The sequence below is a fragment of the Stenotrophomonas sp. FR024 genome (assembly GCF_047500745.2).
In the GTDB taxonomy this organism is placed as follows: domain Bacteria; phylum Pseudomonadota; class Gammaproteobacteria; order Xanthomonadales; family Xanthomonadaceae; genus Stenotrophomonas; species Stenotrophomonas maltophilia_A.
This window is the reverse complement of sequence record NZ_JAXAXM020000005.1, coordinates 67,099-92,615: the sequence shown is the minus strand read 5'-3', so window position 1 is coordinate 92,615 and position 25,517 is coordinate 67,099. Positions and strand designations below refer to the sequence as shown.

Here is a 25,517-nt window from a genome sequence, read left to right as displayed (position 1 = left end):
CCTTGCTGGCGGGGCGATGCGCACGCCGCCCCGCCGTGTGACTTACTGCTTCGGGGTGATGCGGGTGATGCGGTCACCCTTCGGATCTTCAGCACCGCGCGACTTGTTCACCGCGAACACGTTGCCCTTGCCATCGGCACGGACGTGGTTCGGCAGCGTGCCGCCGTCGAGGTTGGCGACCACCTTGCCGTCACCGTTCACCACGGTGACCGTGCCAGCGCCACGGTTGCTGACGTAGGCCAGGCCGGAAGCATCATCGAAGGCGACGTTCAGCGCGCCGGCGCCGACCGGCACATCGTGCAGCACCTTGCCGGCGGCCACATCGACGATCAGCAGGTTGTCGGTGCCCTGCGAGGCCACGTACAGGCGGTTGCGCGCTGCGTCGAAGGCCACGCCCGAGGCACTGATCGAGTTGCCCAGGTCGATGACCTTCTCGACCTTGCCGCTGGCGACGTCGATCACTGCCGCTTCCGGGGTGCCGATGCTGACGGTGAACAGCTTGCCGCCCTTCTCGTCCAGCACCAGGCTCATCGGGGTGAACTTGCCGTCGTCCACGCCGGACTCCAGCGTCACCGCCGGCAGCTCCTTGAGGGTCTTGGCGTCGAACACCGACAGATGGTCCTCGCCCGTGGCCGAGGCGAACACCTTGCCGTGGGTGCCATCAACCACCACGTCGCGCGCGTGCGGCACGGCATCGACCGGGAACTGGTGGACCAGCGACAGGTCCTTCTGGCGGTAGACCGCGATGGAGTTCTGGCGGGTGTTGGTGACCCACACGTTGCCGTTGGTGTCATCCACGCCAACGCCGTAGACCGCGTACACCGCACCATTGGTGCTGCCCGGCACCTGCGCCGGGGTGATCGCCTTGGTCACCTTCAGCGACTTCGGGTCCAGCTTCAGCAGCTGCGACTGGGTCACCGGTGGGCGGCCCACGGCCGAGGTCACGAATACCGCGTTGCTGGCTGCGCTGTAGGCGGACTGGTACAGGCCCGGCACCAGCTTGTTGGACTGGATGGCGAACTGCGCCTGGCCGGACAGCGGCAACTGCGGCGAGACGCGCAGCTTCAGCACGGTGGCTGCAGCCGGCTGGCTGGCGCGCACCACCACCGGGTGGGTACCCGGCACGGCATCGGCCGGAATGCTCAGCTGGGTCTTGAAGTTGCCATCGGCATCGACCACCAGCGGCTGCGTGTTGAGCACGCTGTCGCCACGCAGCAGGCTGACTTTCTGGCCCGGCACGAAACCGCGACCGACCACGTCGGCAGTGCTGCCGGGAACCACGTTCTCACCGCGCGAGACGACCTCACCCTTGAAGGTGGCGTTGGCCGGCTGATCGAACACCGGCTGTGCGGTGGCGGTCACGGCCAGCAACAGGCCAGCGGCGAGAGAAGTGAGACGGAAAGACGGACGGAACGACATGGAAGGCTCCTTGCACACGTAGGCCGCGCCACGTGACGCGGGATTCATCGGTTGCCTGGGCCGCTGCACATCGGCAGCCTCGCCTGGGTAGTGGGGTCGCACGCCTTGGCATGCGAAGGGATTCATTCGGCGGCGTTGTCACCACCGTTGAGCGCGCCGTCACCGGCGCTGCGGTCGGTCACGCCGTACAGCTCATGCAGCGCAGCGTGGAACGACGCGGGCAGCATCGGGCCATGGCCGAGGCCGGGGAACTCGCGGTACTGCACGCGCATGCCCGGCACTTTGGCCAACCGCTCGGACAGCTGCATCGCCGCATCCGGCGTGGCGCCACCGATGCGGCGCAGGTGTGCGACCACGCGCGGATTGTTCATGTCGCGCTTGCCGCGATCGCCAACACGCTCGGCACCGCCCAGCATCAGCCAGAGCTTTGCTGGCTGGCCATGGACGTTCTGCACGAACTGCTGTTCCGGATCACCCAGCGCCGCGCCCTGGCTCCACCACAGCGACGGACTGGCCGCCAGATAGGACTGGAAGGCGGCGGGACGGGTGTACAGCGCATTGAGCACGAACAACCCACCCAGCGAGTGGCCCCAGAGTGCTTGCTGCTGCGTATCAATGCGTGCGCGGCGCTCGACTTCCGGCTTGATGCGGCGTTCGATCACATCCAGGAACGCGGCAGCACCACCGCCAACCGCCTGGGTCGTACCGCTCTCGTCGTCGGCGCGATCGATCCACGCGGTGTAGTCACGGGTGCGCGCCTTGGAATCGATGCGCAGGTCGTTGTCGTAACCGATCAGCACCAGTACCGGCGGCGCCCTGCGTGCCGCCAGCTCGGCCAGCAGCGGCTGGTCCAGCACCATCGCCACCGCATTGCCATCCAGCGCGTACAACACCGGCAGCGGCGCCTTGCCGGCCTTGGCCGGGATCGCCACATTCACCCGCCAGCGGCGTTGCTGGTCAGGGCTGTCCACCACGAACTGCTCGAAGCGATAGCTCGCCGCCGGTTCGTCGAGCACGGTGTGGCCGATCTTCTGCAGCGGATTGCGCTGCTGGGCATGGGCGTACGGGGTGGCCAGGAGCAGACCCATCATCAAGGCGACCAGGCCGCGGGCCAGTGGACCACGGCGCGAAGGCGGGACGAAATGCTTCATCAGCGGCAGCAGAAGCGGCTCACGGCCGCCGGTTCACAAGGGACCGCAGTCTACCTTAAACGCGAATGATTATCACATCGATCGAACGTCACGCTGTGTATCACGCGCGCAAGCCAGACCTCGAGGGCGAAGCGCACGCTGGATTCATACCATTGGCTTGCGGCAAGCTAGGCGGCATCAAATAGACCCTGGACTGCCACAGCGTGTATTCCATTTTCCGCAACCTTGCCCGACAGGCGCTCGACACGATTCGGCCGCACGTCTTCCCCGTGAGTACTCCGACAGTGGAAAGGCCCGCTTGCAATATCTGCGGCTTCCGCCTGCGAGCATCCCGCGAGGTCATTGCCGAGAGAGAATCCCGCAGCTGCATCGGCTGCGGATCCACCCTTCGATTCCGCGCCCTCATGGCTGCCCTGCAGTCAGAGACGGACGAATGGCGCGAGATCCGCGTGCTTGAGCGGATTCCTCCGCGCAAGCAGATCAAAGGGATCGGAATGACCGACGCTCATATCTACGCCACTGCCCTGCGCCGCAAGTTCAACTACATCAATACGTACTTCCATACCGAGCCGATGCTGGACATCCGATACCCGGCTGCACACCACTTGGGCAAGTATGACTTCGTCGTCACTTCCGATGTTCTCGAGCATGTGGATGGTCCGTGCGAGCGTGCGCTCGGCAATCTGCGTGCGCTGTTGAAGCCGGGCGGGCTGCTTGTACTCACCGTTCCCTATGGATTTCACGAGGTCACGATTGAGCACTTCCCTGAGCTCAATGACTACCGGATCGAGGGCGAAGGTGCGGATCGGGTTCTTGTCAACATCACCAGTGATGGCAGGGAGCAACGATTTTCTGACCTATCCTTCCATGGTGGTGACGGCTCAACTCTGGAACTGAGGATCTATTCGTATCCTCACCTGGTGCGATTGCTGGGGGAAGCCGGCTTTGTTGACGTCAAGCTGCACGATAGCCAGTACCCGCAATGGGGCATCATCCACGACAGCCTGCTGGGCTTGCCCATCACGGCACGCGCCGCATAGGCCGTCAGCCCCCTCCGACATCCTCCCTTGCGCAACCGGCACCCCCATGGAAATGACGAAGCCGGCGAAACGCCGGCTTCAGTTCATTGCCCTGGTAGAGTCGAGCCATGCTCGACTCCCGCAGCCTCACGGCCCCGTGGGCACCGGACCGTACACGTTCTCCTGCGGCGTGCCCGGCAGCAGCGAGAAGATCATGATCACAATGCCACCGCCCGGCACCAGCGCCAGCAGGAACAGCCAACCCGACTGGTTGCAGTCATGCAGGCGGCGCACGGTCACGGCAATCAGCGGCACGATCGTGGCCAGCCACATCACACCCAGCAGCACCACCATGCCGATCAGGATGCCGGCCAGTGCATCGGGACTGTTGCGCAGGAGGATCGCCAGCACACCGGCCAGCAGCATCACCGCGGTTGCGACCAGGAACAGAAACAGCTGGTATATCCAGTACTCGCGGCGGTTGGCGCGGCCCTCGAACTGGGCGTAGCGCTTCAACGGCAGAATCATTTCCTGCACGGCATCGATCCTTGAAAGAGAAGCCGCGGAGTGTGCCAAATGCAGGCGCACAGGACAATGTGGCGACGAACCATGCTCGACTGCCATTGCCCCCTGTAGAGCCGAGCCATGCTCGGCTGCTGCTCCAGAAGGCACCCGTAACCCGCGCAAGAGCGAAGTCGAGCATGGCTCGACTCTGCAAGAGCTGGGTCAGCGGCCCTTTGCCGCCCTTGCCGCCTCGCGCTCGGCGCGCAGCCGATCCAGCTTTTCCTTCAGCTTGATTTCCAGGCCGCGCGGCACAGGGTTGTAGTACACGCGCTCGCCCATCGCATCCGGGAAACCGGTTTGGTCCAGCGCAATGCCACCTTCAGCATCGTGGTCGTACTGATATTCGGCGCCGTAGCCCAGCTCCTTCATCAGCTTGGTCGGTGCGTTGCGCAGGTGCAGCGGCACTTCTTCGGTGCCACTCTCGCGCACATCGGCCTTGGCCTGGTTGAAGGCCGCATAGCCGGCATTCGACTTGGCCGTGCTGGCCAGGTACAGCACCAGCTGAGCAAAGGCGAGCTCGCCTTCCGGACTACCCAGCCGCTCGTAGATGTCCCAGGCCTCCAGCGCCATGCTCTGCGCGCGCGGATCGGCCAGACCGATGTCCTCGATGGCCATGCGGGTCAGCCGGCGGGCCAGGTAGGACGGATCGCAGCCGCCATCGAGCATCCGGGTCAGCCAGTACAGCGCGGCATCCGGGTTGGAACTGCGAACCGACTTGTGCAGCGCTGAGATCTGGTCGTAGAACTGCTCGCCGCCCTTGTCGAAGCGACGGGTGCGATCGGCCAGCACCTGGGTCAGGGTCTGCGGGGTGATGCGACCACCCTCCCCGCCCGCCAGCTCGGCAGCGATTTCCAACAGGGTCAGCGCACGTCGCACGTCGCCGTCGGCGGCGGTCGCGATTTCCAGCAGCAGCTCGGGGGCGACCTCGATACCCTCCTCGCCCAAGCCGCGTTCGCGGTCACCGAGCGCACGCTCCAGCGCCTCGACGATATCGGTAGGCGAAACGCCTTCGAGCACGTGCACGCGGCAACGCGACAGCAGCGCCGAGTTCAGTTCGAACGACGGGTTCTCGGTGGTGGCACCGACGAACAGGATGGTGCCGCGCTCGATGTGCGGCAGGAACGCATCCTGCTGCGCCTTGTTGAAGCGATGCACCTCATCGACGAACAACACGGTGCGCCGGCCTTCGGCGAACCGTTGCGCCGCCTCGGCCAGCACCTGGCGCACTTCCGGCAGGCCGGACAGCACCGCGGAGATCGCACGGAACTCGGCGTCGGAATATTCGGCCAGCAGCAGTGCCAGCGTGGTCTTGCCGCAGCCCGGCGGCCCCCACAGGATCATCGAGTGCACGCGACCGGACTCGACCGCGCGACGCAGCGCGCTGTCCGGCGCCAGCAGGCGCTTCTGCCCGACCATCTCGTCGAGGGTGCGTGGGCGCATGCGCTCGGCCAGTGGGCGCAGATGTTCCCGATCGACGCTCAGCAGATCGGGGCCGGGGAAGGAAGTTGAACGATGTCTTGCCACCCGCTCATTGTACCGCGAGAGCGTGCCAACCAAGGTTGGCAGCCACCAGCGGCAGGCCGTGATCGGTAGTGCCGGCCGCTGGCCGGCAGATCAAAAGCGTGTCAACCAAGGTTGACACCCACCAAGGCGTTTCCGCCCAGAGATCAGTTACCGATGACGTCGGTGCCCTTCGGCGGGGTAAAGCTGAAGGTGCCGGCGGCGAAGCCCGGGTTGCGCTTCCAGCCACTGAAGGTGATCACGGTACGCTGGCCGACGGCGTCGGTGATTTCCATCTTGGCCAGGCCCTGGGCATTGAAGCCCAGCGCGGCGTACTGGAAGCTGGCTTCGGTCTCGCGCTTCGGCGACAGCGACAGCCACTGCAGGCCGTCGCGCTGCGCGGCCTCTTCGCTGACGTCGTACTGCTGCTCCAGCAGCGCCGGGTTGATCAGCGCGGTCAGCGGGCTGTTCTGCTCTTCCTTGCCCTGCTCGCGAACAGTGGCCTGCTCCAGGTCCGGCTCGTACATCCAGACCTTCCTGCCGTCGGCCACGATCAGCTGTTCGTGCGGGCGCACGTATTCCCAGCGGAACAGGCGCGGCGCCGACAGCGCCACGCGGCCGCTGGTCGATTCCTTCACCTTGCCGCGGCTGTCGAACACCTGCTGGCTGAACTGGCCATCCAGGCCCTTCAGACCACTGGTGAAGGTCTTCAGGTCATCGCGGGCGCCAGCCCAGGCGCTGCCGGCGGCGGCGCAGGCCACGGCCAGGGTGGTGGTGGCAAGGAAACGGCGGAAGCGGAAGTTCATGCGGGAATCCTGTGGGCGCGGGCGCCAGGAAAGGTGGTTACCAGTGTGCCCGGGGAAAGATGAATGGGCGATCAGGGCGACATTATGCCGCCCCGAGCGTCCATCGGCGATTCAGCCGCCGGAACCCGGCAGCTTGCCGTACAGCACCTGCCCGCGGAAGCCGCGCCGCACTTCGCGGTACAGCGCGCGGAACGCCGGATAGTCCTGCGGCTGGCACAGCGCCTCTGGTCCACGCACCGCGTTCTGCTGCAACCGGTGATGCACGATCACGTCCTGGCCCTCGCGGCTCCAGTCCACCCGGTACTCGCCGGCGGCGTTGGCAAAACGCTGGCTGGCCGGGATGGCGATGATCGGCGCATTGGCCGGGAACTGCAGGCGATAGGTTTCCTCGCGCAGGCTGGCATTGCAGTAGAACGGCGTCTCGTTGGCCGGCGCCGAGGCGGTGGCGTACAGGCCGCGCACCGATTCACCACCCGGCGGGTCCGGCACGGCCATGCCTCCGGCCACGCTGAAGTCGGCGTAGTCCTCGGCCTGGAACGCCATGCGGTAGCCAAACGGCCGGGTCAGGTCCACCGGCACGCCCTGGATCTGCAGCTGCCCTCGCCCATCGAAACCGGACGCGGCCATGATCTGCTCTTCAGCGCGCGCACGGTTCTGCGCGTTAAGCTGGGAGAACTGGGCGCGCATGCCGATCTCGGCGTTCTCGCCCAGCTTCGGAATCGTCTCGCCGCGCAGGTTGCCGTTGGCGTCGAAGGTGAAACGCACTTCCATCGAGGTGGCGTTACGCTCCGGCGTGTTGGCCGGGGTGCGCGCCAGCGTGGCGTCGCGTGTACGCATCACCGGCGCACCGAGGTCGCCTTCCGGCAGCTGGCCGAAGCGCGCCCACGCCGTGGTCGAATCCAGGTACAGATCGAACTCGGGAATGTAGGTGATGGCGTGGTTGAAGCGACCCAGCACCGGAATCTTCGGCAGTGTCGGGCCGCCACCGGCACCGATCAGCACCGGTGAGCTGGCGATGCCCTTGGCCGCCAGCAGCGCCTCCAGGATCGTCACATGGTCCTTGCAGTCACCATAGTGGTTGTCGAGGATGCTCTGCGCACTGTTCGGCTCCAGGCCACCGTTGCCCAGGTACACCGCCACGTAGCGGATGTTCTGCGCCACCCAGCGGTACAACGCGTCGGCCTGCTCGCGACGGTCGCTGATGCCAGCAGTGATCTCATCGGCCAGCGCCTGCAGCTCCGGCGTGACCTGTGCCGCCGGGCCGGCCTTGAGCTGGTAGGCACGGCCCATCTGCGACCAGTCACGATAGGTGCTGGCCATGATGTTCGGGCCGAACTCCCAGCCCGCCGCCGACCAGTTCTGCGCCGGCATGGCTTCGCGACGCTGGTAGCGCCAGCGCCACTGTGCCTGTCCGTTCTTCACCGTCGGGCGATCACTACCCTGCACGCCGCGGCTGTCGACGAACATCGGCAGGTTGGCCGGCGCACTCAGGGTGACCTCGGCGTCCTCGTACTCGGTGAAGACATTGAAGGTTTCCCACAGGCCGAAGTAGCCGGGGAAGTACGGCGTGGCCTGGGTGCGGCGCACCTGGTAGAACAGGCGCGTGCCCGGGGCCAGGTTCGGGAACACGATCACCCGCACCTTGCGGTCGGCATACATCGCCGCCGAGGCGCTGGAATAGCTTTCCTGGGTGTAGATGCGGTCGGCCGGCACGTCGCGGCGCTGGCCGTCGGCGGTGATGGTGTAGGCGCCGAGTACTTCCAGCGTCTCCATCTTCTCGCTGTAGCTCAGCCGCACCTGGCTGAACTGCTCGACCGAGGCCTTGGTCTTGAGCAGGACTTCGTAGGTTTCGGTCTGCACATTGCCCGCATCCGGCCGCACCTGGTAGTCGGCGCGGTAACGGACAATGCTGAAATTATTGCTGGCTTCGGTATCGCCGCTGGTGGAAGGCGGCGCCGTGGCGGGCGCGGAGGTGGCGGTGTCTGCCAGTGCCGGGCCGGCAGCCAGGAAGGCTGCCAGCGCCAGTGCCAGCGCGCTTGGTACGGGGTGAAGCATGCGTCGGTTCCTTGGACGTCGTGGGGGATACGTCGGGTCTTACTTCGGCGGCGGCGGTGCCAGCACCGTGCGGTCGCCATTGTGCTCGGGCGGACTGACCACGCCGGCCGCTTCCATGGCCTCGATCAATCGCGCTGCACGGTTGTAGCCGATCTTCAGCCGGCGCTGCACGCCGGAAATCGAGGCACGCCGGGTCTCGGTGACCACCCGCAGCGCTTCGTCATACAACGGGTCGGACTCATCGCCGGCAGAGCTGTTCTCGGGCAGGCCGGTGGCGCCGACGACCACGCCGTCGCCCATCGTCTGCACTTCGTCCAGTACGCCGTCGACGTAGTCGGCCGGGCCCATCGCCTTGAGGTGTTCGACCACGCGATGCACTTCCTCGTCGGAGACGAAGGCGCCGTGCACGCGCTCGGGCATGGCGGTACCCGGCGGCAGGTACAGCATGTCGCCGTGGCCCAGCAGTGTTTCCGCGCCGGACTGGTCGAGGATGGTGCGCGAGTCGATCTTGGAGCTGACCTGGAAGGCGATACGGGTCGGGATGTTGGCCTTGATCAGGCCGGTGATCACGTCGACCGACGGGCGCTGGGTGGCCAGGATCAGGTGGATGCCGGCCGCACGGGCCTTCTGTGCCAGGCGCGCGATCAGCTCTTCCACCTTCTTGCCGACGATCATCATCATGTCGGCGAATTCGTCGATGAAGATGACGATGAACGGCAGCGTCTCCAGCGGCCGCGGCGCCTCGCCCAGCTCCGGGTTCGGCTTGAACAGCGGGTCCATCAGCGGCTGGCCGGCGTCCTGCGCTTCCTTCACCTTCTTGTTGAAGCCGGCCAGGTTGCGCACGCCCACCGCGCTCATCAGCTTGTAGCGGCGCTCCATCTCGGCCACGCACCAGCGCAGGCCGTTGGCGGCCTCCTTCATGTCGGTGACCACCGGCGCCAGCAGGTGCGGGATGCCCTGGTAGACGCTCAGTTCGAGCATCTTCGGGTCGATCATCAGCATCCGCAGGTCTTTCGGCGAGGCCTTGAACAGCAGGCTCAGCACCATCGCGTTGACCGCAACCGACTTGCCCGAACCGGTGGTACCGGCCACCAGCAGGTGCGGCATGCGTGCCAGGTCGGCCACGGTCGAGCGGCCAGCGATGTCCTTGCCCAGCGCCAGGGTCAGCACGCTGGCCGACTTGTCGTATTCCTTCGAACGCAGCAGCTCGGAGAGGTAGATCATCTCGCGGGTGACGTTGGGAATTTCCAGGCCGATCACCGACTTGCCCGGAATGACGTCGACCACGCGCACCGACTTCACCGACAGGCCGCGCGCGATGTCCTTGTCCAGCGAACTGATCTGGCTGACCTTGATGCCCGGCGCCGGCTCGATCTCGAAGCGGGTAATGACCGGGCCGGGGTTGGCGCCGACCACCTGGGCGTCGATGCGGAAATCCTTCAGCTTGAACTCGATCTGCCGCGACAGCGCGTCCAGGGTTTCCTTGTCATAGCCCACCGGCTGCGGCTTGGGATCGTCCAGCAGGGCCAGCGGCGGCAGGTCCGAGCCGTCGCCGTTGACGCCACGGAACATCGGGATCTGCGTGTCGCGCTTGGCCCGGTCACTCTTCTCGATCACCGGTTCCGGGCGCGGCTCGATCTTCACCGGCTCGCGCTTGGCGCGCACCTCGGCATCGGCCTTGCGCACTTCCTGGCGCTCCTCGCGCATCACCCGGGTCTGCTGCCACTCGGTGACCTCTTCCTTCTTGCGCGCCAGCAACGGCGCCAGCGACATCACGCCGCGACCGATCTTCTCCATCACCGTGAACCAGGACAGCCCGGTGGCCAGGGTGATCGAGGCCAAGAGCAGCACCAGCACGAACAGGTTCGCGCCCAGCGCACCGAAGCCCACCGTGAGTGAATTGCCGACCAGCTTGCCGAGGATGCCGCCGGCACTGGAGACATCGCCACTGAACAGGCGGACATGCAGGAAGCCGGTGCCGGCGATCAGGAAACCGACCAGGCCAACCAGGCGTAGCGCCGGGTCCAGATCGTTCTCGCCCTTGCTCTCGCGCTTGAGGCCGAACATGGCGATCCACGCCAGCGCGCCCAGCACCACCGGCAACAGGAAGGCGATGTAGCCGAACAGCTGCAGCAGCACGTCGGCGATCCAGGCGCCGGCGCGGCCGCCGAGGTTGTGCACCGGCGCGACCACGCTGCCGGTGTGCGACCAGCCCGGGTCGGTCGCTGAATAGGTGAACAGACTGGCCGCCAGGTACAGCAGCGCCGGCGCGATGGCGATCAGGCCAAGGTCGCGCCAGAGGCGTTGGCGGCGTGGATTGTCGGTCGTCGCCGCCGCGGCCGTGCGACGTGACGCCTTGCTGTCGTCGGACTTGGAGCGTTCGGGGACCTGCTTCGCCACCTTAGACCATACCTTTGGAATGCGCTGTTAGTGATTGATAATAAATGAGACGGCGTCAGTTTTCAGTTATGCGACATCTGACAGGGCAATCGGAGGGCCGGAACTACTGCTGGATGACGGCGTTCTGTTCATCGGCTTGAATCGCCCTGCCCCAGCCGCCACTCTATGACCAGCCACGGATGCTGCGCAAACATCGCCAGCGCCTTGTCCCATCTACTTTTTCGCGAGTCTACATGAGCACCAGCCTGCCCTCCCGCCACCAGCGCCTCGTCATCCTCGGTTCCGGCCCGGCCGGTTGGACCGCCGCCGTCTACGCCGCCCGCGCCAACCTGAAGCCGGTCGTCATCACCGGCCTGCAGCAGGGCGGCCAGCTGATGACCACCACCGAGGTGGACAACTGGCCGGGCGACGCCCACGGCCTGATGGGCCCGGACCTGATGGCGCGCATGCAGGCCCATGCCGAGCGCTTCGAGACCGAAGTCATCTTCGACCACATCCACACCGCCGACGTGTCGCAGCGCCCGTTCAAGCTGATCGGCGACAGCCACGAGTACACCTGCGATGCCCTGATCATCGCCACCGGCGCCACCGCCAAGTACCTGGGCATCCCGACCGAGGACGAGTTCAAGGGCCGCGGCGTGTCTGCCTGCGCCACCTGTGACGGCTTCTTCTACCGCGACCAGGACGTGGTCGTGGTCGGCGGCGGCAACACCGCCGTGGAAGAGGCGCTGTACCTGTCCAACATCGCCCGCAAGGTCTACCTGGTCCACCGCCGCGACACCCTGAAGGCGGAAAAGATCATGCAGGACAAGCTGTTCAAGAAGGTCGCCGAAGGCAAGATCGAGACCGTCTGGCACCACCAGGTGGAAGAAGTGCTGGGCAATGATGCCGGCGTGACCGGTGTGCGCGTGAAGTCCACCCTGGACGGCAGCACCCGCGACATCGACGCCCACGGCTTCTTCGTGGCCATCGGCCACCACCCGAACACCACCCTGTTCGACGGCCAGCTGGCGATGAACAACGGCTACCTGGAAATCCGCTCGGGCCTGGGCGGCAACGCCACCCAGACCTCGGTGGAAGGCGTGTTCGCCGCCGGCGACGTGGCCGACCAGCACTACCGCCAGGCGATCACCTCGGCCGGTTTCGGCTGCATGGCCGCACTGGACGCCGAGCGCTACCTGGACGCACAGGGCAAGGCCAGCTGAGAGGCGAACCCGCTGCTGTAGCGTCGAGCCAGGCTCGACTCAGGCAAAAGGCCGACGCCAGTGCGTCGGCCTTTCTGTTTCATCTGCCCTATCCTTTCCTCATGCCCTCCCCCCGTTTCCTCGACTCCCTGCAGTCCGTTTCCGCCACCGACTGGGATGCACTGCACGACGGTCGCAACCCCTTCGTCAGTCATGCCTTCCTTTCCGGGCTTGAACAGCACGGTTGCCTGCGCGAGGACTGGGGCTGGCAGTCGCAGCATTTCACTCTGTGGGAGGGGGGCACTCTGGTCGGCGCCATTCCGGGCTACCTGAAGACCAACTCGCACGGCGAATTCGTGTTCGACCACGCCTGGGCCAACGCCCATGCCCGCCACGGCCGCGACTACTACCCGAAGTGGCTGGGCGCGGTGCCGTACTCGCCGGTCACCGGCCCGCGGCTGCTGGCCCGTCACGATTCAGGGCGCGCCACCTTGCTGTCGGCATTGCGCGAGGCGCTGCCGGCACTGGACGTGTCCTCGGCCCATATCAACTTCCACACCGCATTGGACGAGGCGCTGTTCGGCGATGACTGGCTGCTGCGCGAAGACGTGCAGTTCCAGTGGCAGAACCCGGGTGACTGGACGACATTCGACCAGTTCCTCGGTGCGATGAACCACAAGCATCGCAAGAATATCCGTCAGGAACGGGCCAAGGTCATGCGCCAAGGCATCACCTTCCGAGTGGTGCACGGCGATGAAGCGAGCCGCGCCGATCTGCAGGCGATGTACCGCTTCTACCTGCAGACGTTCCTCGAGTACGGCAATGCCCCGGCGCTGACCGAGACCTTCCTGCGTCATCTGGCCATTTCTTTGGGTCAGGGGCTGGTGCTGTTCCTGGCCGAACAGGACGGCGAGCCGATTGCCGGCGCGCTGTGCCTGCGGGGTGGCGACACGCTGTACGGCCGTTACTGGGGCGGCGCCACCCTGCCCGGCCTGCACTTCGAGGCCTGCTACTACCAAGGCATCGAGTATTGCCTGCGCGAAGGGCTGACCCGCTTCGAGCCGGGCGCACAGGGCGAGCACAAGCTGGCGCGCGGTTTCCTGCCGACGCTGGTGCGCAGCCGGCACTGGGTGGCCGATCCGGATTTCGCAGACGCACTGCAGGACTGGTGCCGGCAGGAGCGGCGCAATGTGCGGCGTTACCAGCAGGAGCTGCAGGGGCATGGGCCGTTCCGCGTAGAACCGTAGAGGCGCGCTTGCTCGATTGGCGCGGTGCCGAAAAGCGTGCCAACCAAGGTTGGCACCTACCAAGGCAATAGCGAGGGCGCTGTGCTCAGGTGCACTGCCAGAAGTGCCCGCTCACCCGGCACTTTGCACACCAGAACGTATAGAGCATGCCGCCGCTGCCCCACAGCAGCGTGCCCTCACCCGTGGTCGGCAGTGTCGAATCCAGCTGCATCACGAACGGCATCTCTTCGCCGCAATCGATGCACGCCGGGTACCACGCACTCTGCACCCAGCTTGGCGCTCCGCCCACACGCGACAGGTTCTGCCGATGATTGGACTGGCCCCAGTCCTGTTGTTGCCAGCGCGCACTGTCCATGGCGACCAGACCCACCTCGGCCTGCATCAGGTCGCCACTGTCGGTGGGTGTGTTCGGCACCTCACGGTGCTGGCTGGGGTGGCAGCTGGGCAGGCCGGCCGCATCATGGCGATAGAAACGCACGGGCGGGTCTTCCCAGCCGCAGCAGTCCAGGCACAGCCCCAGCGTGATCTCGCCCGACGCGCCCGGCTGCAGCGCGGCGGCATCGGTCTGCAGCAGGCGCTGAAGCGGCGCATGGCAGCTGCTACACAGCGCTTCCAGCGGCCCTCCCATCTGCCCAGCATGGTGTACCTGCCCACCATTCCAGGTCGGGTGCAGGCGCCAGGTGCGCTTGCGCCAGCTCGGTTCGTCCGCCTGCTGCGCGCGATGCTGTTCGCGGCCGAAGCGGAAGTGCAATGGCCGCTCGCCATGTAGGCGACGCGGCTGCGGACCTTCGGCGACGCCGGCCCAGTGCGCCCAGACCTCGGCATCCAACCGCCCCCAGTCGACCAGGTAGCCGCGAGCAATGGCGTAGGTTTCGGGCTGGGCGGCGAGCAGCAACGCCCTGGCCCGCGCCGTTTCGCGATCGTCATCGGCTTCGGCCAGGACCTGCGCCCAATGCGCGGCCGTCGCGCTGGGCAGGCCCTGCCAGACCTGCGTGGCCAACTGCACCTCATCCTCACTGGCGACCGCCAGCAATGCCTCCCAATCGTCCTGCAGCACCTGCGGCGCCTGATAGCTGGCGAACTCCATCACGCTCGTCAACACGTCACCGCGCTCGCCCGCGCGATAGCGGCGCCACGCGTCGGCCGCGACCGCGGGCACCGCGTCATCCGGCAGCAGGTCCAGTGCCATGTCGAGGAAGGCCGAGCCCGGCGAAGGCCGCGCCAGCGCCTGCAGCATCAACTCTCCCAGTTGACGCGGCTGTTCAGTGGCCATCGACAGCAGCATGCCTTGGCTGTCGTTGCGCGTGCGCGGGGCGTCATGCAGGTCGAGGATGGCGCTGATCGAGTCACTCATTCGGAGGCTCCTTGCCGGTGAACAGTGATGGTGCCAGACATCACGAATCACCACGACGAATACAATGGCCCCATGACCCGCCAGCTGCCCTGGCGCCTGGCCGATGCGCCGGACGCCCCCTTCCCTCCGGCCGAGACCGCACTGCGCCAGCCCGATGGCCTGCTGGCGGTGGGCGGCGACCTGCATCCGGTGCGTCTGCTCAATGCCTACGCCGGCGGTATCTTTCCGTGGTTCAGCGAGGGTGAGCCAATCCTGTGGTGGTCGCCGGACCCGCGCATGGTGTTCCGCACCGACGGCGTGCATCTGTCCAGCCGCTTCCGCCGCCAGCTGCGCAGCAGCACGTGGGAGGTCACCGCCGACACCGCCTTCAGCCAGGTGATGCGCGCCTGCGCCGCCGCACCACGCCCTGGCCAGGACGGTACGTGGATCAGCCCGGCGATGGTCGAGGCCTACAGCCAACTGCACGACCTTGGCTTCGCCCATTCCTTCGAAGTCTGGGATCGGCAGACCCTGGTCGGCGGCATCTATGGCGTCGCGATCGGTGCCATGTTCTTCGGCGAGAGCATGTTCAGTGGCGCCAGTGGCGGCTCCAAGATCGCCCTGGCCGCGTTGGCAGCCACCCTGCGTGGCTGGGGCTGGGAACTGATCGATGCCCAGGTGGAGAATCCGCACCTGCTGCGGATGGGCGCCGAGCACCTGCCGCGCGCAGACTTTCTGGAGCACGTCCGCCAGGCCGTCCACCGTGACGGCCGTGAAGGCCCCTGGACCCAGGCGGTAGGACGCTTGCCAGCACAGCGTTTGGCCGGGGGTTAACACAAACTTTGCAAGCCGGGCCCATCACGCGTAAAATACCGCGCCTTAGGCCCAGCGTGGCCGTTTTCTGAACCGCACAGGACTACATGTCGAAAGACGATTCCATCGAGTTCGAGGGCACCGTCAGCGAGACGCTGCCGAACACCACTTTCCGCGTTCGTCTGGAAAATGGGCACGAAATCATCGCCCACATCTCCGGCCGCATGCGCAAGAACTACATCCGCATCCTCACCGGTGACCGGGTCAAGGTTGAAATGACCCCGTACGACTTGACCAAGGGTCGTATCACCTACCGCATGAAGTAAGCGGTCGGCGCATTGCGCCACTCCGACAGGGCCGGCCTCGCTGCTGGCCCTTTGTCGTGCGCGGAAGAAGGCGACCGGCACCGGGACCGCTCGATTTTCGTCCCTGTCCGAAATACCGCATCGCTCCGCGACTCTAGACTCAACGCGTTCTTCACAGAAGGCGTTGCGCGCATGACCTACCTGATCGTCCTGGACCCCCAGTCCGTCACCAGCCGCTGCTACGCCAGCAAGGGCCCGGACGGCACCTGGTTCGGCCAGCCCTGCCTGGTCTGCACCAGCATGGACGCCTCGCACCCGCTGTACCTGGCCGTGCAGCGCGAGATTCCGCATATGGGCAGCACCCTCAAGCAGCGCCTGCACATTCCGCACGAGGCGGTCGCCTTTGTCATCGAAGACGGCGGCGACCAGGGGCGCCAGCAGGGATTCCGTTCGATCGCGGCCTGAGGCGCCAAAGGTCATCGTGACCGATCTCACCGTGGCGTCGGTCAGCCCTGCTTGCGGCAGATTCGCATTTGCAGCGGCGGCGGCATCCTGGGATCCGATCCAGTCCGGATCGCTGCCCCCTGCCCCGCCATGAACCTGTCTTCCCTGCTCATCCCCCTGGCCTTGTCTGCCGTCACCCTGCTGGCGTCGTCCGCCCATGCCGCCGACACCGCGCCGGCACAGTGCGTATCACTGACCGGCGAACAGCAGATCGTTCGCGCCGGCGCCGACAAGAACATCCTGCTTCGCTCCGGCGAAGACCACTATGTTGTGCATTTCCGCAACAGCTGCCCTTCTGCCGTACTGGCCACCCGCCTCGGCTTCAAGACCGACGGCAAAGAAGCTGACGAGCTGTGCAGCGAGGGCCGAAGCGCACTGGACACAGGTCGCGGCAGCTGCGAGGTTGCACGCATCGAGCCGATCGATTCCGAGCGATTCAAGCGTGAGGCGCGCCGCCGCAGCCGCTGACCCCAGACAGGACAAGGGCGGCCGAAGCCGCCCTTGTCGCGATATACGTCAACGCGTCGCGGCAACCAGCGACAACACTCTCGGTTGCGCGCGCTGCCGTGCCAACCAGAGATCGTAGCTGGATTGCAGCCCCATCCAGAAAACCGCAGTACTCACCCCCGCCATCTCAAGGCGGATGGCCAGGTCAGGACTGATGCCCGCCTTGCCGTTCAGAACCCGCGAAAGGGCTACCCGCGACATTGCCAGGCGCTCGGCCGCTTCGGTCACAGACAGATCCATTGGATCAAAGACCATTGCCTTGATCGCCTGCCCGGGATGCGGATGGTGATGAATCATGCGCGGCCTCAGTGATAGTCCAGGTAATCCAGCAGCTCCACGTCGCTGCCGGCGAAACGGAAGGTAATCCGCCAGTTTCCATTGACCCATACAGACCAATGCCCTTTCAGGCCGCCCCGGAGCTTATGCAGACGCAATCCAGGCATGGCCAGATCCTCAGGACCCGAAGCAACATCCAGGATCGACAGGATCAACAACACCTTGCTGGCGTGACTGTGGCGGATTCCACTGCTACTGCCGGAACGGTAGAGCCGCTCGAGGCCCCTGTGGCGAAAACCGATGATCATCACTGTATCCTGTATCGTTTCGCGATACAAACAGGGCAACACCCCATCGCGACCAGAAGACAGCATTGGCACCTCCGTTCCGTTCAAGCAAGGCCGCGGACGACAGCCCCACTGGAAACAACAAGGGCGGCCGAAGCCGCCCTTGTCATTTCCAGGCTTTCACGCCAAGCCTATGGCATCAGCTCATTCCACCGTGACCGGCAGCAGCCGCTCCGGCTCAGCCTGGGTCTCGACCACCAGCTCGTCATCGCGGACATCGATGCTGACCTTGCCACCGTTGACCAGCTTGCCGAACAGCAGCTCGTCGGCCAGCGGACGCTTGATCTTGTCCTGGATCACGCGGGCCATCGGGCGGGCACCCATCAGCGGGTCGAAACCATGGTGGGCCAGCCAGTCGCGCGCGGTCGGGGTGGCCGACAGGCTGACGTGCTTGTCCTGCAGCAGCATCTCCAGCTCGATCAGGAACTTGTCGACCACGCGCAGGATGTGCTCGAAGCCCAGCGCCTGGAACTGCACCACCGCGTCGAGGCGGTTGCGGAATTCCGGGGTGAAGCTGCGGCGGATGGTCTCCATCGCGTCGGTGGCATGGTCCTGCTTGGTGAAGCCGATCGAACGCCGCGAGGCCTGCGCCGCACCGGCATTGGTGGTCATCACCAGCACGACGTTCTTGAAGTTGGCCTCGCGACCGTTGGTATCGGTCAGCACGCCGCGGTCCATCACCTGCAACAGGATGTTGAAGATGTCCGGATGCGCCTTTTCGATTTCGTCCAGCAGCAGCACGCAGTGCGGCGTCTTGACGATCTTCTCGGTCAGCAGGCCACCCTGGTCGAAGCCGACGTAGCCCGGAGGCGCACCGATCAGGCGGCTGATCGAATGCGGCTCCATGTACTCGGACATGTCGAAGCGGACCAGCTCGATGCCCAGCTGCAGCGCCAGCTGCTTGGTCACCTCGGTCTTGCCGACACCCGTGGGACCGGCGAACAGGAAGTTGCCGATCGGCTTTTCCGGGTTGCCCAGGCCCGAACGGGCCAGCTTGATCGCCGAGGACAGCGTCTCGATGGCCGGGTCCTGGCCGAAGATCACCATCTTCAGGTTGCGCTCCAGGTGCTGCAGCACATCCTTGTCGGTGGCGCTGACCTGCTTGGTCGGGATACGCGCCATCTTGGCGACGATCGCCTCCACTTCCTCGACGTCGATCAGTTCCTTGCGCTGGCCTTCCGGCAGCAGGCGCTGGCGGGCGCCCGCCTCGTCGATCACGTCGATGGCCTTGTCCGGCAGCAGGCGGTCGCCGATGTGCTTCACCGACAGGTCCACCGCCGCCTGCAGCGCCTCGTCGGAATAGGTCACACCGTGGTGCAGCTCGTACTTGGACTTCAGGCCCTGCAGGATCTCGTAGGTCTCGCCGACGGTCGGCTCGACGATGTCGATCTTCTGGAAGCGGCGGGCCAGCGCCCGGTCCTTCTCGAAGATGCCACGGTACTCCTGGAAGGTGGTCGAGCCGATGCAGCGCAGCTCTCCGGACGCCAGCGCCGGCTTGATCAGGTTGGAGGCATCCATGGTGCCGCCCGACGCCGAGCCAGCACCGATGATGGTGTGGATCTCGTCGATGAACAGCACCGCATTGGGCACCTTCTTCAGCGCGGTCAGCACGCTCTTCAGGCGCTTTTCGAAGTCGCCGCGGTACTTGGTGCCAGCCACCAGCGCGCCCAGGTCGAGCGAATAGATCACCGCATCGGCCAGAACGTCGGGCACCGAGCCCTCGACGATGCGGCGGGCCAGGCCCTCGGCGATGGCGGTCTTGCCTACGCCCGCCTCACCCACGTACAGCGGGTTGTTCTTGCGGCGGCGGCACAGGACCTGGATGGTGCGCTCGATCTCGTCGGCACGGCCGACCAGCGGGTCGATGCGACCGGCACGGGCCTGTTCGTTGAGGTTGCTGGCGAACTCGGTCAGGGCATCACCCTTCGGCTCGCCCTCCCCGCCTTCGATGCGGCCTTCGCCCTCGGAGGAGGAGGACGGCTGCTCGCCTTCCTCGCCCAGCTTGGCGATGCCGTGGGACAGGTAATTGACCACATCCAGCCGGGTGACATCCTGCTGGTTGAGGTAGTAGACGGCGTGCGAGTCCTTCTCGCCGAAGATGGCGACCAGCACATTGGCGCCGGTGACCTCCTTCTTGCCCGAGGACTGCACGTGGTAAACGGCCCGCTGCAACACGCGCTGGAAGCCCAGGGTCGGCTGGGTATCGCGGCCGTCATCTTCGGCCAGGCGGGACACGGAGGCCTCGATGGCCTGCTCCAGCTCCTGGCGCAGGCGTTCGGCGTCGGCGCCACAGGCCTTCAGTACGGCCTGGGCGGACGGGTTGTCGAGCAGTGCCAACAGCAGGTGTTCGACCGTCATGAACTCATGCCGGGCCTCACGGGCGCGCTTGTAGCACTGGCCGATGGTGTGTTCGAGGTCTTTGCTGAACATGGATTACTCCGGCGGCAGATGGGGACAATATGCGGCCTGACTACGCGATTTCCATCACCCTAGCGGATTGCTGCGTTCAGATGGCGTTATCAGTGCGAATCGCTTGATCTTCATTCACTCCAGGACAGCCCACCCAGCATGAGCGAACCCTACCTGAGCCGCTGGCGATTGCGGCGTGATGGCGCAGCCATCGAAACGCCCCATGCCCGGCTCTGGCCGGTGCTGACCGCCGCCGGCGAGCCGGCCATGCTGAAGATCAGCAGCGAAACCGAAGAGCAGAACAGCCATCGCCTGCTGCATTGGTGGGACGGTGACGGCGCCGCCCGCCTGCTGGCCCACGAGGGGCCGGCGATCCTGATCGAACGTGCCGGCGGCGACTCGCTGCGGCAACGTTCGATCAAGGGCGACGATGACACCTGCACCACGGTCCTGTGCCAGGTCCTGCAACGGCTGCACCGGCCACGGAGCGCACCGCCAGCGGAACTGGTCTGCCTGCGTACATGGTTCGCCGACCTGCTGCAGCCAAGGGCGCCGCTGCCATCACTGCTGGAACAGTGCGGATTGCTGGCGGAGGGACTGCTGCAGCAGGAACAGGAGATCCGGCCGCTGCACGGCGACCTGCACCACGACAACGTGCTGGATTTCGGCGCGCGCGGCTGGTTGGCGATCGACCCGAAGCGGCTGCTGGGCGACCGCGCGTTCGATTACACGACGATGTTCAGCAATCCGGACCTGTGCGGCCCCGGCATCCATGTGGCCACCCGGCCCGAGCGGTTTGCCGCCCGGCTGGAACAGGTGAGCGCACTGGCCGGCCTGGAGCGCACGCGCCTGCTGCGCTGGATCGCGGCCAGCATGGCGCTGTCGGCAGTGTGGTTCAGGGATGACGGCGACCCGGCCGACGTGGACGAGGCGGTGGCGCGGATGGCGCTGGAGGCGTTGGCGGAGGGCTGATCCCGCGCTCTGGTAGATGCCCACCTTGGTGGGCACGCCCCATCCACTATCGATACAGTCCCCTGCCTTGGTAGATGCCCACCTTGGTGGGCACACCGGGTCCGGAGTCCATGTGCCCGGACGAAAATCGGCAGCCGGTCAGGCCTTTTCCATCGTGCACAGCAGCGGGTGCTGGTTCATCCGCGAGTACTCGTTGACCTGGGCGACCTTGGTCTCGGCCACTTCGCGGGTGAACACCCCGCACACGCCGCGGCCACGGGTATGGACGTGCAGCATCACCTGCGTGGCCTTGTCCAGGTCCATGCTGAAGAACTGCTGCAGCACGTCCACCACGAAATCCATCGGGGTGTAGTCGTCGTTGAGCAGCATCACCTGGTAGAACGGCGGCGGCGCCACTTCCGGGCGCGCGGGCTCCACGGCAACGCCGTGCTCGTGATGGGAATCGGGGGAAGACTCATGGGGCATCTGCCCATTATAGAGGCACGGGCCAGCCTGCGTCGGCCTGCCGCAGATTGGACGGCACGCACGCCCACCGTCACAATTGCACCCTCTCTCAACACTGTTTCACAGGATCTTCATGAAAAGGACCCTTCTTCCCGCCCTGCTGATCGCCCTGGCCGCCGCCGGCTCCGCCGCCGCCGAGACCCAGGCCGACAAGGCCGTGGCCCGCCATCTGGACAAGCTGGGCTATACCTACGAGGTCGACGAGGACGGCGACTACCGCATGGTGTTCGACGTCGAGGGTGATCGCACCCAGATGGTCTACGTGCGCTCGTCGGTGGAAGATTTCGGCACCCACAACATCCGCGAGATCTGGTCGCCGGCCTACAACGCCAAGACCAAGCAGTTCCCGGTGGCCGTAGCCAACCGCCTGCTGGAAGATTCGCAGGACGCCAAGATGGGCGGCTGGGTGAAGCAGGACACCACCGCCATGTTCGTGGTCAAGATCGACGCCGATGCCACGGCCGACCAGCTCAGCGACGCCATCGATGCGGCCATCCGCACCGCCGACGCCATGGAGCTGGAACTGACCAAGAAGGACGAGTTCTGAGTTGAACACCACGCCGGACCCGCGCTGGGCACCGCACGCCACTGTCGCCACCGTGGTGGTCGACGGCGGCCGCGTGCTGCTGGTCGAGGAGACCATCGACGGCCGCCAGGTGCTGAACCAGCCGGCCGGCCACCTCGAGCCGGGCGAAAGCCTGGCCGAGGCAGCCCTGCGCGAGACCCGCGAGGAAACCGGCTGGACGGTGCAGCTGACCCACTTCATCGGCTGCTACCAGTGGACGGCCGCCGACGGCACCACCTTCCTGCGCTTCTGCTATGCGGCGCATCCGGTCTCGCACGACCCGGCGCAGCCGCTGGACACCGGCATCGATCGCGCGCTGTGGCTGACCCCGGCCGAGCTGCAGGCCGCCACGGAGCGCCTGCGCAGCCCGCTGGTCTGGCAGGTGGTGGCTGATTTCCTGGGTGGCCAGCGCCATCCGCTTTCGCTGGTCCGGGAGGTCGCATGAGCACTCCGCGCGTGATGGTGGGCGTCTCCGGTGGCGTCGACTCCTCGGTCGCCGCCTGGCGGCTGGTGCAGCAGGGCCAGGCCGTAGCCGGTCTGTTCATGCAGAACTGGGCCGACGACGGCAGCGGCGACTGCCGCGCCGAGGACGACCGCCGCGATGCAGTGGCCGTCTGCGGCCTGCTCGGTATCCCGTTCCACTTCCGTGATTTCTCCAGCGAGTACTGGCAGGGTGTGTTCGAGCACTTCCTGGCCGAGTACGCGGCCGGCCGCACCCCGAACCCGGACGTGCTGTGCAACCGCGAAGTGAAGTTCAAGCACTTCCTGGATGCCGCCCGCGAGCTGGGCGCCGAACGCATTGCCACCGGCCACTACGCGCGCGTGGCCCAGCGCGGCCACCAGTGGCTGCTGCTGCGTGGTGCCGACCGCTCCAAGGACCAGAGCTACTTCCTGCACCAGCTGGGCCAGGCGCAGCTGGCGGCCACCCTGTTCCCGATCGGCGACCTGGAAAAGACCGACCTGCGCCGGATCGCGCGTGACGTCAGCCTGCCGACCCACGCCAAGAAGGACTCCACCGGCATCTGCTTCATCGGTGAGCGCGACTTCCGCGAGTTCCTCGGCCGCTACCTGCCGGCCAAGCCCGGGCAGATCCTGGACCCGGCCGACGGCAGTGTGATCGCCGAGCACCCAGGCGTCTTCTATTTCACCCTGGGCCAGCGCGAGGGCCTGAACATCGGCGGCGTGCGTGGCCGCCCGGCCGCGCCGTGGTACGTGGTCGGCAAGGATGTGGCCAGCAACGTGCTGTACGTGGACCAGGACCGCGACAGCAAGTGGATGCTGTCCGACCGCCTGCGCTCGGAAACCGCGCACTGGATTGCCGGCGCGCCGCCGGCACGGCGCTTCGAATGCACCGCGCAGACCCGCTACCGCCAGCCCGACGAGCCGTGTACGGTCGAGGTGCTGGACGATGGCAGCGTGCTGGTCACCTTTGCGCGCCCGCAGCGCGCCGTTACTCCCGGTCAATCACTGGTGCTGTATGACGGTGATGTGTGCTTGGGTGGCGCGGTGATCGCCGCCACCGATGCGCCGCTGGAACAGCGCCTGCGCACCACCCCTTCCCCTTTTGAGGTAATCGCTGCATGAGTTTCACTGTCGACGACCGCGTCCTGGCTTTGGCCGGCATTGCCCAGGCCCTGCAGCAGGTACGCCGCATCGCCGATACCGGCCATTCCGACGCCGCTGCCGTGCGCACCGCCGTGGACAGCGTGTTCCGCGTCGATGCGTCTTCGCCGCAGGAGGTGTTCGGTGACCGCCATGCATTGAAGGCTGGGCTGCGCCTGCTGCACAACTACTTCCGCAGCCAGGGCCAGGACCCGATCCTGCCCAAGCTGGCCCTGTCGGTGCTGCAGCTGGAGCGCCGCTTCGTGCAGGACGGCGCCACCGTGAACAAGGTCGCCTCGGGCATCGAACGCGCCCAGCGCCAGGCCGTCGAGCTGGGCGACAGTGGGCACCCGGACGTGCTGGCCAACCTGGGTGGCCTGTACGCCGACACCATCAGCCACCTGAAGCCGCGGGTGATGGTGCAGGGCAACCCGCATTACCTGGGCCAGGCCGGCGTGGTCGCCGAGATCCGCGCCCTGCTGCTGGCCGCGGTGCGCTCGGCGGTGCTGTGGCGGCAGCTGGGCGGCAGCTACTGGGACTTCCTGTTCAGCCGCAAGGCGATGATCGAGGCCGTGGACCGGCAGCTGGCCTGAGCCCCATGGGGTCGGATCCTTTTCCGGCAAGGAAAGGGCTCTGACCCCGAAGCCGCCGAGGCGTCGGAAAACCGGCGCATTCAGAATGCACTTCGAGGCATTTCGACGTTAAAGAGAAAGGGGGTACGGCCGATACATCCTCCGTGCACCTCCCGAGAACGTCCATGTACTCACGCATTTTCATCCGTCTGGCCGCCCCCCTGGCTCTGACCCTGCTGCTCCCCTTCGCCATCGGTTTCGAATGGCCGGCCGCCCTGCGCTGGGCGATCCTGACCACGATGACGCTGAGCTGGCTCGGCTTTGCGTGGTGGACCACCCGCGCCCAGGCGCACCGTTCCCCGGAACACGCCCGTGTCCTGCGTGAGCAGGACCAGCTGCTGACCGAACTGCGCAACTTCGTCGGCAACGAGATCGACGGTTCGCGTGGCGAAGTGGAACGCGCCCGTGACCTGATCCGCCAGGCGGTGTCCAGCCTGGGCGGCAGCTTCGATGCCATGAACCGCAAGTCGCGCCAGCAGAGCCAGGCCCTGTCGCGCATCGTCGATCGCGCCGGTGATGAAGGCAATGCCGGCCTCGACGTTGCCCGTTTTGCCCAGCACGCCAGCAACCGCATGGAACAGCTGGTGGAAGCATTGGAACAGGTGAGCGGCCAGAGCAGCACCACCGTGCAGCACATCGACCAGATGGCGCAGCACCTGGATGGCATCTTCGCGCTGCTGGAAGACGTCAAGTCGATCGCCGACCAGACCAACCTGCTGGCCCTGAATGCCGCCATCGAAGCCGCGCGTGCCGGTGAAGCCGGTCGTGGCTTCGCGGTGGTCGCCGACGAAGTGCGCAACCTGTCCGAGCGCTCGACCACGTTCAACGAGCAGATCCGCAAGCTGGCGCACAGCTCCAAGGACGCCATTGCCAAGGTGCGCGAGACGGTCTCGCACATGGCCTCGCGTGACATGGACCGCTCCCGCGAAGCGCGCCAGGAAGCGGCGGCGATGCTCGATAACGTCGCGCAGATCAATGCGTCGCTGGGTGATGGCATGCGCGAAGTCTCCGACTGCGCCCGTTCGATTGATGGCAGCGTGGCCGAGGCCGTGCGCGCCCTGCAGTTCGAGGACATCGCCACCCAGGCGCTGGGCGGCGTGCACACCCACCTGGACCGCCTGACCGCGATCAACCGCGAGGCGGTGGCCCTGCAGGAACTGCTGCACCGCAATGGCGGCGTGTTCGACGAAGAGATCGCCACCGCCCTGCAGCGCACCGGCAGCCGCCTGCGCGAACTGCGCAGCGAGTGGGAACGCCCGCCGCACAAGCCGGTTGCCCAGCAGAGCATGGGCGCCGGCACCGTCGAGCTGTTCTGATCCTGATGTCCGCTGCCCTCGCCGGCAGCCCGCAAGGCCCCGGTTCGTCCGGGGCCTTTGCCTGTAACCCGCCGTTGGATGCATCCT

At 66.2% G+C, this 25,517-nt stretch carries 25 protein-coding genes; 13 read left to right on the top strand and 12 right to left on the bottom strand.

Annotated features, from left to right (window positions below; all coding sequences use genetic code 11):
• Positions 1 to 42: 42 nt before the first annotated feature.
• Positions 43 to 1,419, bottom strand: a complete 1,377-nt coding sequence (locus tag ACMZ91_RS07535) for a YncE family protein (protein WP_049463339.1) — start codon at positions 1,417 to 1,419, stop codon at positions 43 to 45.
• Between the two features lie 122 nt (positions 1,420 to 1,541).
• Positions 1,542 to 2,570, bottom strand: a complete 1,029-nt coding sequence (locus ACMZ91_RS07530; protein ID WP_049463338.1) for an alpha/beta hydrolase — start codon at positions 2,568 to 2,570, stop codon at positions 1,542 to 1,544.
• A gap of 203 nt (positions 2,571 to 2,773) precedes the next feature.
• On the opposite strand from ACMZ91_RS07530, the gene ACMZ91_RS07525 reads away from it, so the two are divergent.
• Positions 2,774 to 3,610 carry a class I SAM-dependent methyltransferase gene (locus tag ACMZ91_RS07525; RefSeq protein ID WP_152911163.1) on the top strand — a complete coding sequence of 279 codons (837 nt, stop codon included), beginning with the start codon at positions 2,774 to 2,776 and terminating at the stop codon, positions 3,608 to 3,610.
• Between the two features lie 126 nt (positions 3,611 to 3,736).
• Here the strand turns inward: ACMZ91_RS07525 and ACMZ91_RS07520 are convergent, their stop codons facing one another.
• The 5 genes from ACMZ91_RS07520 to ACMZ91_RS07500 form a co-directional block, all read right to left on the bottom strand.
• On the bottom strand, positions 3,737 to 4,126 hold the full coding sequence (locus ACMZ91_RS07520; protein ID WP_049463336.1) for a DUF805 domain-containing protein: 390 nt from the start codon (positions 4,124 to 4,126) through the stop codon (positions 3,737 to 3,739).
• Between the two features lie 189 nt (positions 4,127 to 4,315).
• A complete protein-coding gene (locus tag ACMZ91_RS07515; protein ID WP_014037159.1) occupies positions 4,316 to 5,593 on the bottom strand; it encodes a replication-associated recombination protein A in 1,278 nt (425 codons plus the stop codon).
• 227 nt (positions 5,594 to 5,820) lie between these two features.
• Complete coding sequence (lolA, locus tag ACMZ91_RS07510; RefSeq protein ID WP_049452651.1) at positions 5,821 to 6,459, bottom strand: outer membrane lipoprotein periplasmic chaperone LolA; 639 nt, start codon at positions 6,457 to 6,459, stop codon at positions 5,821 to 5,823.
• A gap of 111 nt (positions 6,460 to 6,570) precedes the next feature.
• On the bottom strand, positions 6,571 to 8,514 hold the full coding sequence (locus ACMZ91_RS07505; protein ID WP_049463335.1) for a DUF3857 domain-containing protein: 1,944 nt from the start codon (positions 8,512 to 8,514) through the stop codon (positions 6,571 to 6,573).
• A 39-nt stretch (positions 8,515 to 8,553) separates the two neighbouring features.
• Positions 8,554 to 10,914 carry a DNA translocase FtsK gene (locus tag ACMZ91_RS07500; RefSeq protein WP_032127351.1) on the bottom strand — a complete coding sequence of 787 codons (2,361 nt, stop codon included), beginning with the start codon at positions 10,912 to 10,914 and terminating at the stop codon, positions 8,554 to 8,556.
• Between the two features lie 233 nt (positions 10,915 to 11,147).
• Between ACMZ91_RS07500 and trxB the strand changes: the two genes are divergently transcribed.
• Together trxB and ACMZ91_RS07490 are read left to right on the top strand one after the other, a co-directional pair.
• Positions 11,148 to 12,119: a thioredoxin-disulfide reductase gene (gene trxB, locus ACMZ91_RS07495; protein WP_014037154.1), complete on the top strand. Its 972-nt coding sequence runs from the start codon at positions 11,148 to 11,150 to the stop codon at positions 12,117 to 12,119.
• Between the two features lie 101 nt (positions 12,120 to 12,220).
• Positions 12,221 to 13,345: a GNAT family N-acetyltransferase gene (locus ACMZ91_RS07490; RefSeq protein ID WP_414576485.1), complete on the top strand. Its 1,125-nt coding sequence runs from the start codon at positions 12,221 to 12,223 to the stop codon at positions 13,343 to 13,345.
• An 85-nt stretch (positions 13,346 to 13,430) separates the two neighbouring features.
• Here the strand turns inward: ACMZ91_RS07490 and ACMZ91_RS07485 are convergent, their stop codons facing one another.
• Positions 13,431 to 14,699, bottom strand: a complete 1,269-nt coding sequence (locus ACMZ91_RS07485; protein WP_414576483.1) for a hypothetical protein — start codon at positions 14,697 to 14,699, stop codon at positions 13,431 to 13,433.
• Between the two features lie 72 nt (positions 14,700 to 14,771).
• Here ACMZ91_RS07485 and aat point away from each other — a divergent pair, with 72 nt between their 5' ends.
• The 4 genes from aat to ACMZ91_RS07465 all read left to right on the top strand — a co-directional run bounded on the left by aat (position 14,772) and on the right by ACMZ91_RS07465 (position 16,768).
• Positions 14,772 to 15,512, top strand: a complete 741-nt coding sequence (aat, locus tag ACMZ91_RS07480) for a leucyl/phenylalanyl-tRNA--protein transferase (RefSeq protein WP_414576481.1) — start codon at positions 14,772 to 14,774, stop codon at positions 15,510 to 15,512.
• Between the two features lie 86 nt (positions 15,513 to 15,598).
• A complete protein-coding gene (infA, locus tag ACMZ91_RS07475) occupies positions 15,599 to 15,817 on the top strand; it encodes a translation initiation factor IF-1 (RefSeq protein ID WP_005409596.1) in 219 nt (72 codons plus the stop codon).
• Between the two features lie 171 nt (positions 15,818 to 15,988).
• On the top strand, positions 15,989 to 16,261 hold the full coding sequence (locus tag ACMZ91_RS07470) for a hypothetical protein (protein ID WP_049399363.1): 273 nt from the start codon (positions 15,989 to 15,991) through the stop codon (positions 16,259 to 16,261).
• Between the two features lie 129 nt (positions 16,262 to 16,390).
• Complete coding sequence (locus ACMZ91_RS07465) at positions 16,391 to 16,768, top strand: hypothetical protein (RefSeq protein ID WP_414576479.1); 378 nt, start codon at positions 16,391 to 16,393, stop codon at positions 16,766 to 16,768.
• A gap of 48 nt (positions 16,769 to 16,816) precedes the next feature.
• Here the strand turns inward: ACMZ91_RS07465 and ACMZ91_RS07460 are convergent, their stop codons facing one another.
• The 3 genes from ACMZ91_RS07460 to clpA form a co-directional block, all read right to left on the bottom strand.
• On the bottom strand, positions 16,817 to 17,104 hold the full coding sequence (locus ACMZ91_RS07460; protein ID WP_032127356.1) for a HigA family addiction module antitoxin: 288 nt from the start codon (positions 17,102 to 17,104) through the stop codon (positions 16,817 to 16,819).
• An 8-nt stretch (positions 17,105 to 17,112) separates the two neighbouring features.
• On the bottom strand, positions 17,113 to 17,391 hold the full coding sequence (locus tag ACMZ91_RS07455) for a type II toxin-antitoxin system RelE/ParE family toxin (RefSeq protein ID WP_125895706.1): 279 nt from the start codon (positions 17,389 to 17,391) through the stop codon (positions 17,113 to 17,115).
• 183 nt (positions 17,392 to 17,574) lie between these two features.
• Positions 17,575 to 19,860: an ATP-dependent Clp protease ATP-binding subunit ClpA gene (gene clpA, locus ACMZ91_RS07450; protein ID WP_049421950.1), complete on the bottom strand. Its 2,286-nt coding sequence runs from the start codon at positions 19,858 to 19,860 to the stop codon at positions 17,575 to 17,577.
• A 138-nt stretch (positions 19,861 to 19,998) separates the two neighbouring features.
• Here clpA and ACMZ91_RS07445 point away from each other — a divergent pair, with 138 nt between their 5' ends.
• Entirely contained in the window at positions 19,999 to 20,811 is an 813-nt protein-coding gene (locus ACMZ91_RS07445) for an APH(6) family putative aminoglycoside O-phosphotransferase (protein ID WP_414576476.1), read from the top strand.
• 138 nt (positions 20,812 to 20,949) lie between these two features.
• Here the strand turns inward: ACMZ91_RS07445 and clpS are convergent, their stop codons facing one another.
• Positions 20,950 to 21,276 (bottom strand): ATP-dependent Clp protease adapter ClpS, encoded by a 327-nt coding sequence (gene clpS / locus ACMZ91_RS07440; protein ID WP_006444529.1) that lies wholly within the window; start codon positions 21,274 to 21,276, stop codon positions 20,950 to 20,952.
• A gap of 112 nt (positions 21,277 to 21,388) precedes the next feature.
• Between clpS and ACMZ91_RS07435 the strand changes: the two genes are divergently transcribed.
• The 5 genes from ACMZ91_RS07435 (at position 21,389) to ACMZ91_RS07415 (ending at position 25,430) form a co-directional block, all read left to right on the top strand.
• Positions 21,389 to 21,862 carry a hypothetical protein gene (locus ACMZ91_RS07435; protein WP_032127360.1) on the top strand — a complete coding sequence of 158 codons (474 nt, stop codon included), beginning with the start codon at positions 21,389 to 21,391 and terminating at the stop codon, positions 21,860 to 21,862.
• A 1-nt stretch (position 21,863) separates the two neighbouring features.
• A complete protein-coding gene (locus tag ACMZ91_RS07430; protein ID WP_414576474.1) occupies positions 21,864 to 22,325 on the top strand; it encodes an NUDIX hydrolase in 462 nt (153 codons plus the stop codon).
• Positions 22,322 to 23,464: a tRNA 2-thiouridine(34) synthase MnmA gene (gene mnmA, locus ACMZ91_RS07425; protein WP_414576472.1), complete on the top strand. Its 1,143-nt coding sequence runs from the start codon at positions 22,322 to 22,324 to the stop codon at positions 23,462 to 23,464. Before ACMZ91_RS07430 ends, mnmA begins: the two co-directional genes overlap by 4 nt.
• Complete coding sequence (gene hflD / locus ACMZ91_RS07420; protein WP_032127363.1) at positions 23,461 to 24,075, top strand: high frequency lysogenization protein HflD; 615 nt, start codon at positions 23,461 to 23,463, stop codon at positions 24,073 to 24,075. The genes mnmA and hflD overlap by 4 nt, the downstream gene beginning before the upstream one ends.
• A gap of 164 nt (positions 24,076 to 24,239) precedes the next feature.
• Positions 24,240 to 25,430 (top strand): methyl-accepting chemotaxis protein, encoded by a 1,191-nt coding sequence (locus tag ACMZ91_RS07415; protein WP_121503221.1) that lies wholly within the window; start codon positions 24,240 to 24,242, stop codon positions 25,428 to 25,430.
• Positions 25,431 to 25,517 lie beyond the last annotated feature (87 nt).

What these genes read in the sequence shown, in the direction of transcription:
- ACMZ91_RS07530 (WP_049463338.1), bottom strand. Translation starts at nt 2,570, where the DNA reads ATGAAGCATTTCGTCCCGCCTTCGCGCCGTGGTCCACTGGCCCGCGGC.
- ACMZ91_RS07535 (WP_049463339.1), bottom strand. Translation starts at nt 1,419, where the DNA reads ATGTCGTTCCGTCCGTCTTTCCGTCTCACTTCTCTCGCCGCTGGCCTG.
- clpA (WP_049421950.1), bottom strand. Translation starts at nt 19,860, where the DNA reads ATGTTCAGCAAAGACCTCGAACACACCATCGGCCAGTGCTACAAGCGC.
- ACMZ91_RS07435 (WP_032127360.1), top strand. Translation starts at nt 21,389, where the DNA reads ATGAAAAGGACCCTTCTTCCCGCCCTGCTGATCGCCCTGGCCGCCGCC.
- infA (WP_005409596.1), top strand. Translation starts at nt 15,599, where the DNA reads ATGTCGAAAGACGATTCCATCGAGTTCGAGGGCACCGTCAGCGAGACG.
- ACMZ91_RS07460 (WP_032127356.1), bottom strand. Translation starts at nt 17,104, where the DNA reads ATGATTCATCACCATCCGCATCCCGGGCAGGCGATCAAGGCAATGGTC.
- hflD (WP_032127363.1), top strand. Translation starts at nt 23,461, where the DNA reads ATGAGTTTCACTGTCGACGACCGCGTCCTGGCTTTGGCCGGCATTGCC.
- lolA (WP_049452651.1), bottom strand. Translation starts at nt 6,459, where the DNA reads ATGAACTTCCGCTTCCGCCGTTTCCTTGCCACCACCACCCTGGCCGTG.
- mnmA (WP_414576472.1), top strand. Translation starts at nt 22,322, where the DNA reads ATGAGCACTCCGCGCGTGATGGTGGGCGTCTCCGGTGGCGTCGACTCC.
- ACMZ91_RS07490 (WP_414576485.1), top strand. Translation starts at nt 12,221, where the DNA reads ATGCCCTCCCCCCGTTTCCTCGACTCCCTGCAGTCCGTTTCCGCCACC.
- ACMZ91_RS07515 (WP_014037159.1), bottom strand. Translation starts at nt 5,593, where the DNA reads ATGCGCCCACGCACCCTCGACGAGATGGTCGGGCAGAAGCGCCTGCTG.
- ACMZ91_RS07470 (WP_049399363.1), top strand. Translation starts at nt 15,989, where the DNA reads ATGACCTACCTGATCGTCCTGGACCCCCAGTCCGTCACCAGCCGCTGC.
- clpS (WP_006444529.1), bottom strand. Translation starts at nt 21,276, where the DNA reads ATGCCCCATGAGTCTTCCCCCGATTCCCATCACGAGCACGGCGTTGCC.
- ACMZ91_RS07485 (WP_414576483.1), bottom strand. Translation starts at nt 14,699, where the DNA reads ATGAGTGACTCGATCAGCGCCATCCTCGACCTGCATGACGCCCCGCGC.
- trxB (WP_014037154.1), top strand. Translation starts at nt 11,148, where the DNA reads ATGAGCACCAGCCTGCCCTCCCGCCACCAGCGCCTCGTCATCCTCGGT.
- ACMZ91_RS07505 (WP_049463335.1), bottom strand. Translation starts at nt 8,514, where the DNA reads ATGCTTCACCCCGTACCAAGCGCGCTGGCACTGGCGCTGGCAGCCTTC.
- ACMZ91_RS07465 (WP_414576479.1), top strand. Translation starts at nt 16,391, where the DNA reads ATGAACCTGTCTTCCCTGCTCATCCCCCTGGCCTTGTCTGCCGTCACC.
- aat (WP_414576481.1), top strand. Translation starts at nt 14,772, where the DNA reads ATGACCCGCCAGCTGCCCTGGCGCCTGGCCGATGCGCCGGACGCCCCC.
- ACMZ91_RS07415 (WP_121503221.1), top strand. Translation starts at nt 24,240, where the DNA reads ATGTACTCACGCATTTTCATCCGTCTGGCCGCCCCCCTGGCTCTGACC.
- ACMZ91_RS07445 (WP_414576476.1), top strand. Translation starts at nt 19,999, where the DNA reads ATGAGCGAACCCTACCTGAGCCGCTGGCGATTGCGGCGTGATGGCGCA.
- ACMZ91_RS07455 (WP_125895706.1), bottom strand. Translation starts at nt 17,391, where the DNA reads ATGATCATCGGTTTTCGCCACAGGGGCCTCGAGCGGCTCTACCGTTCC.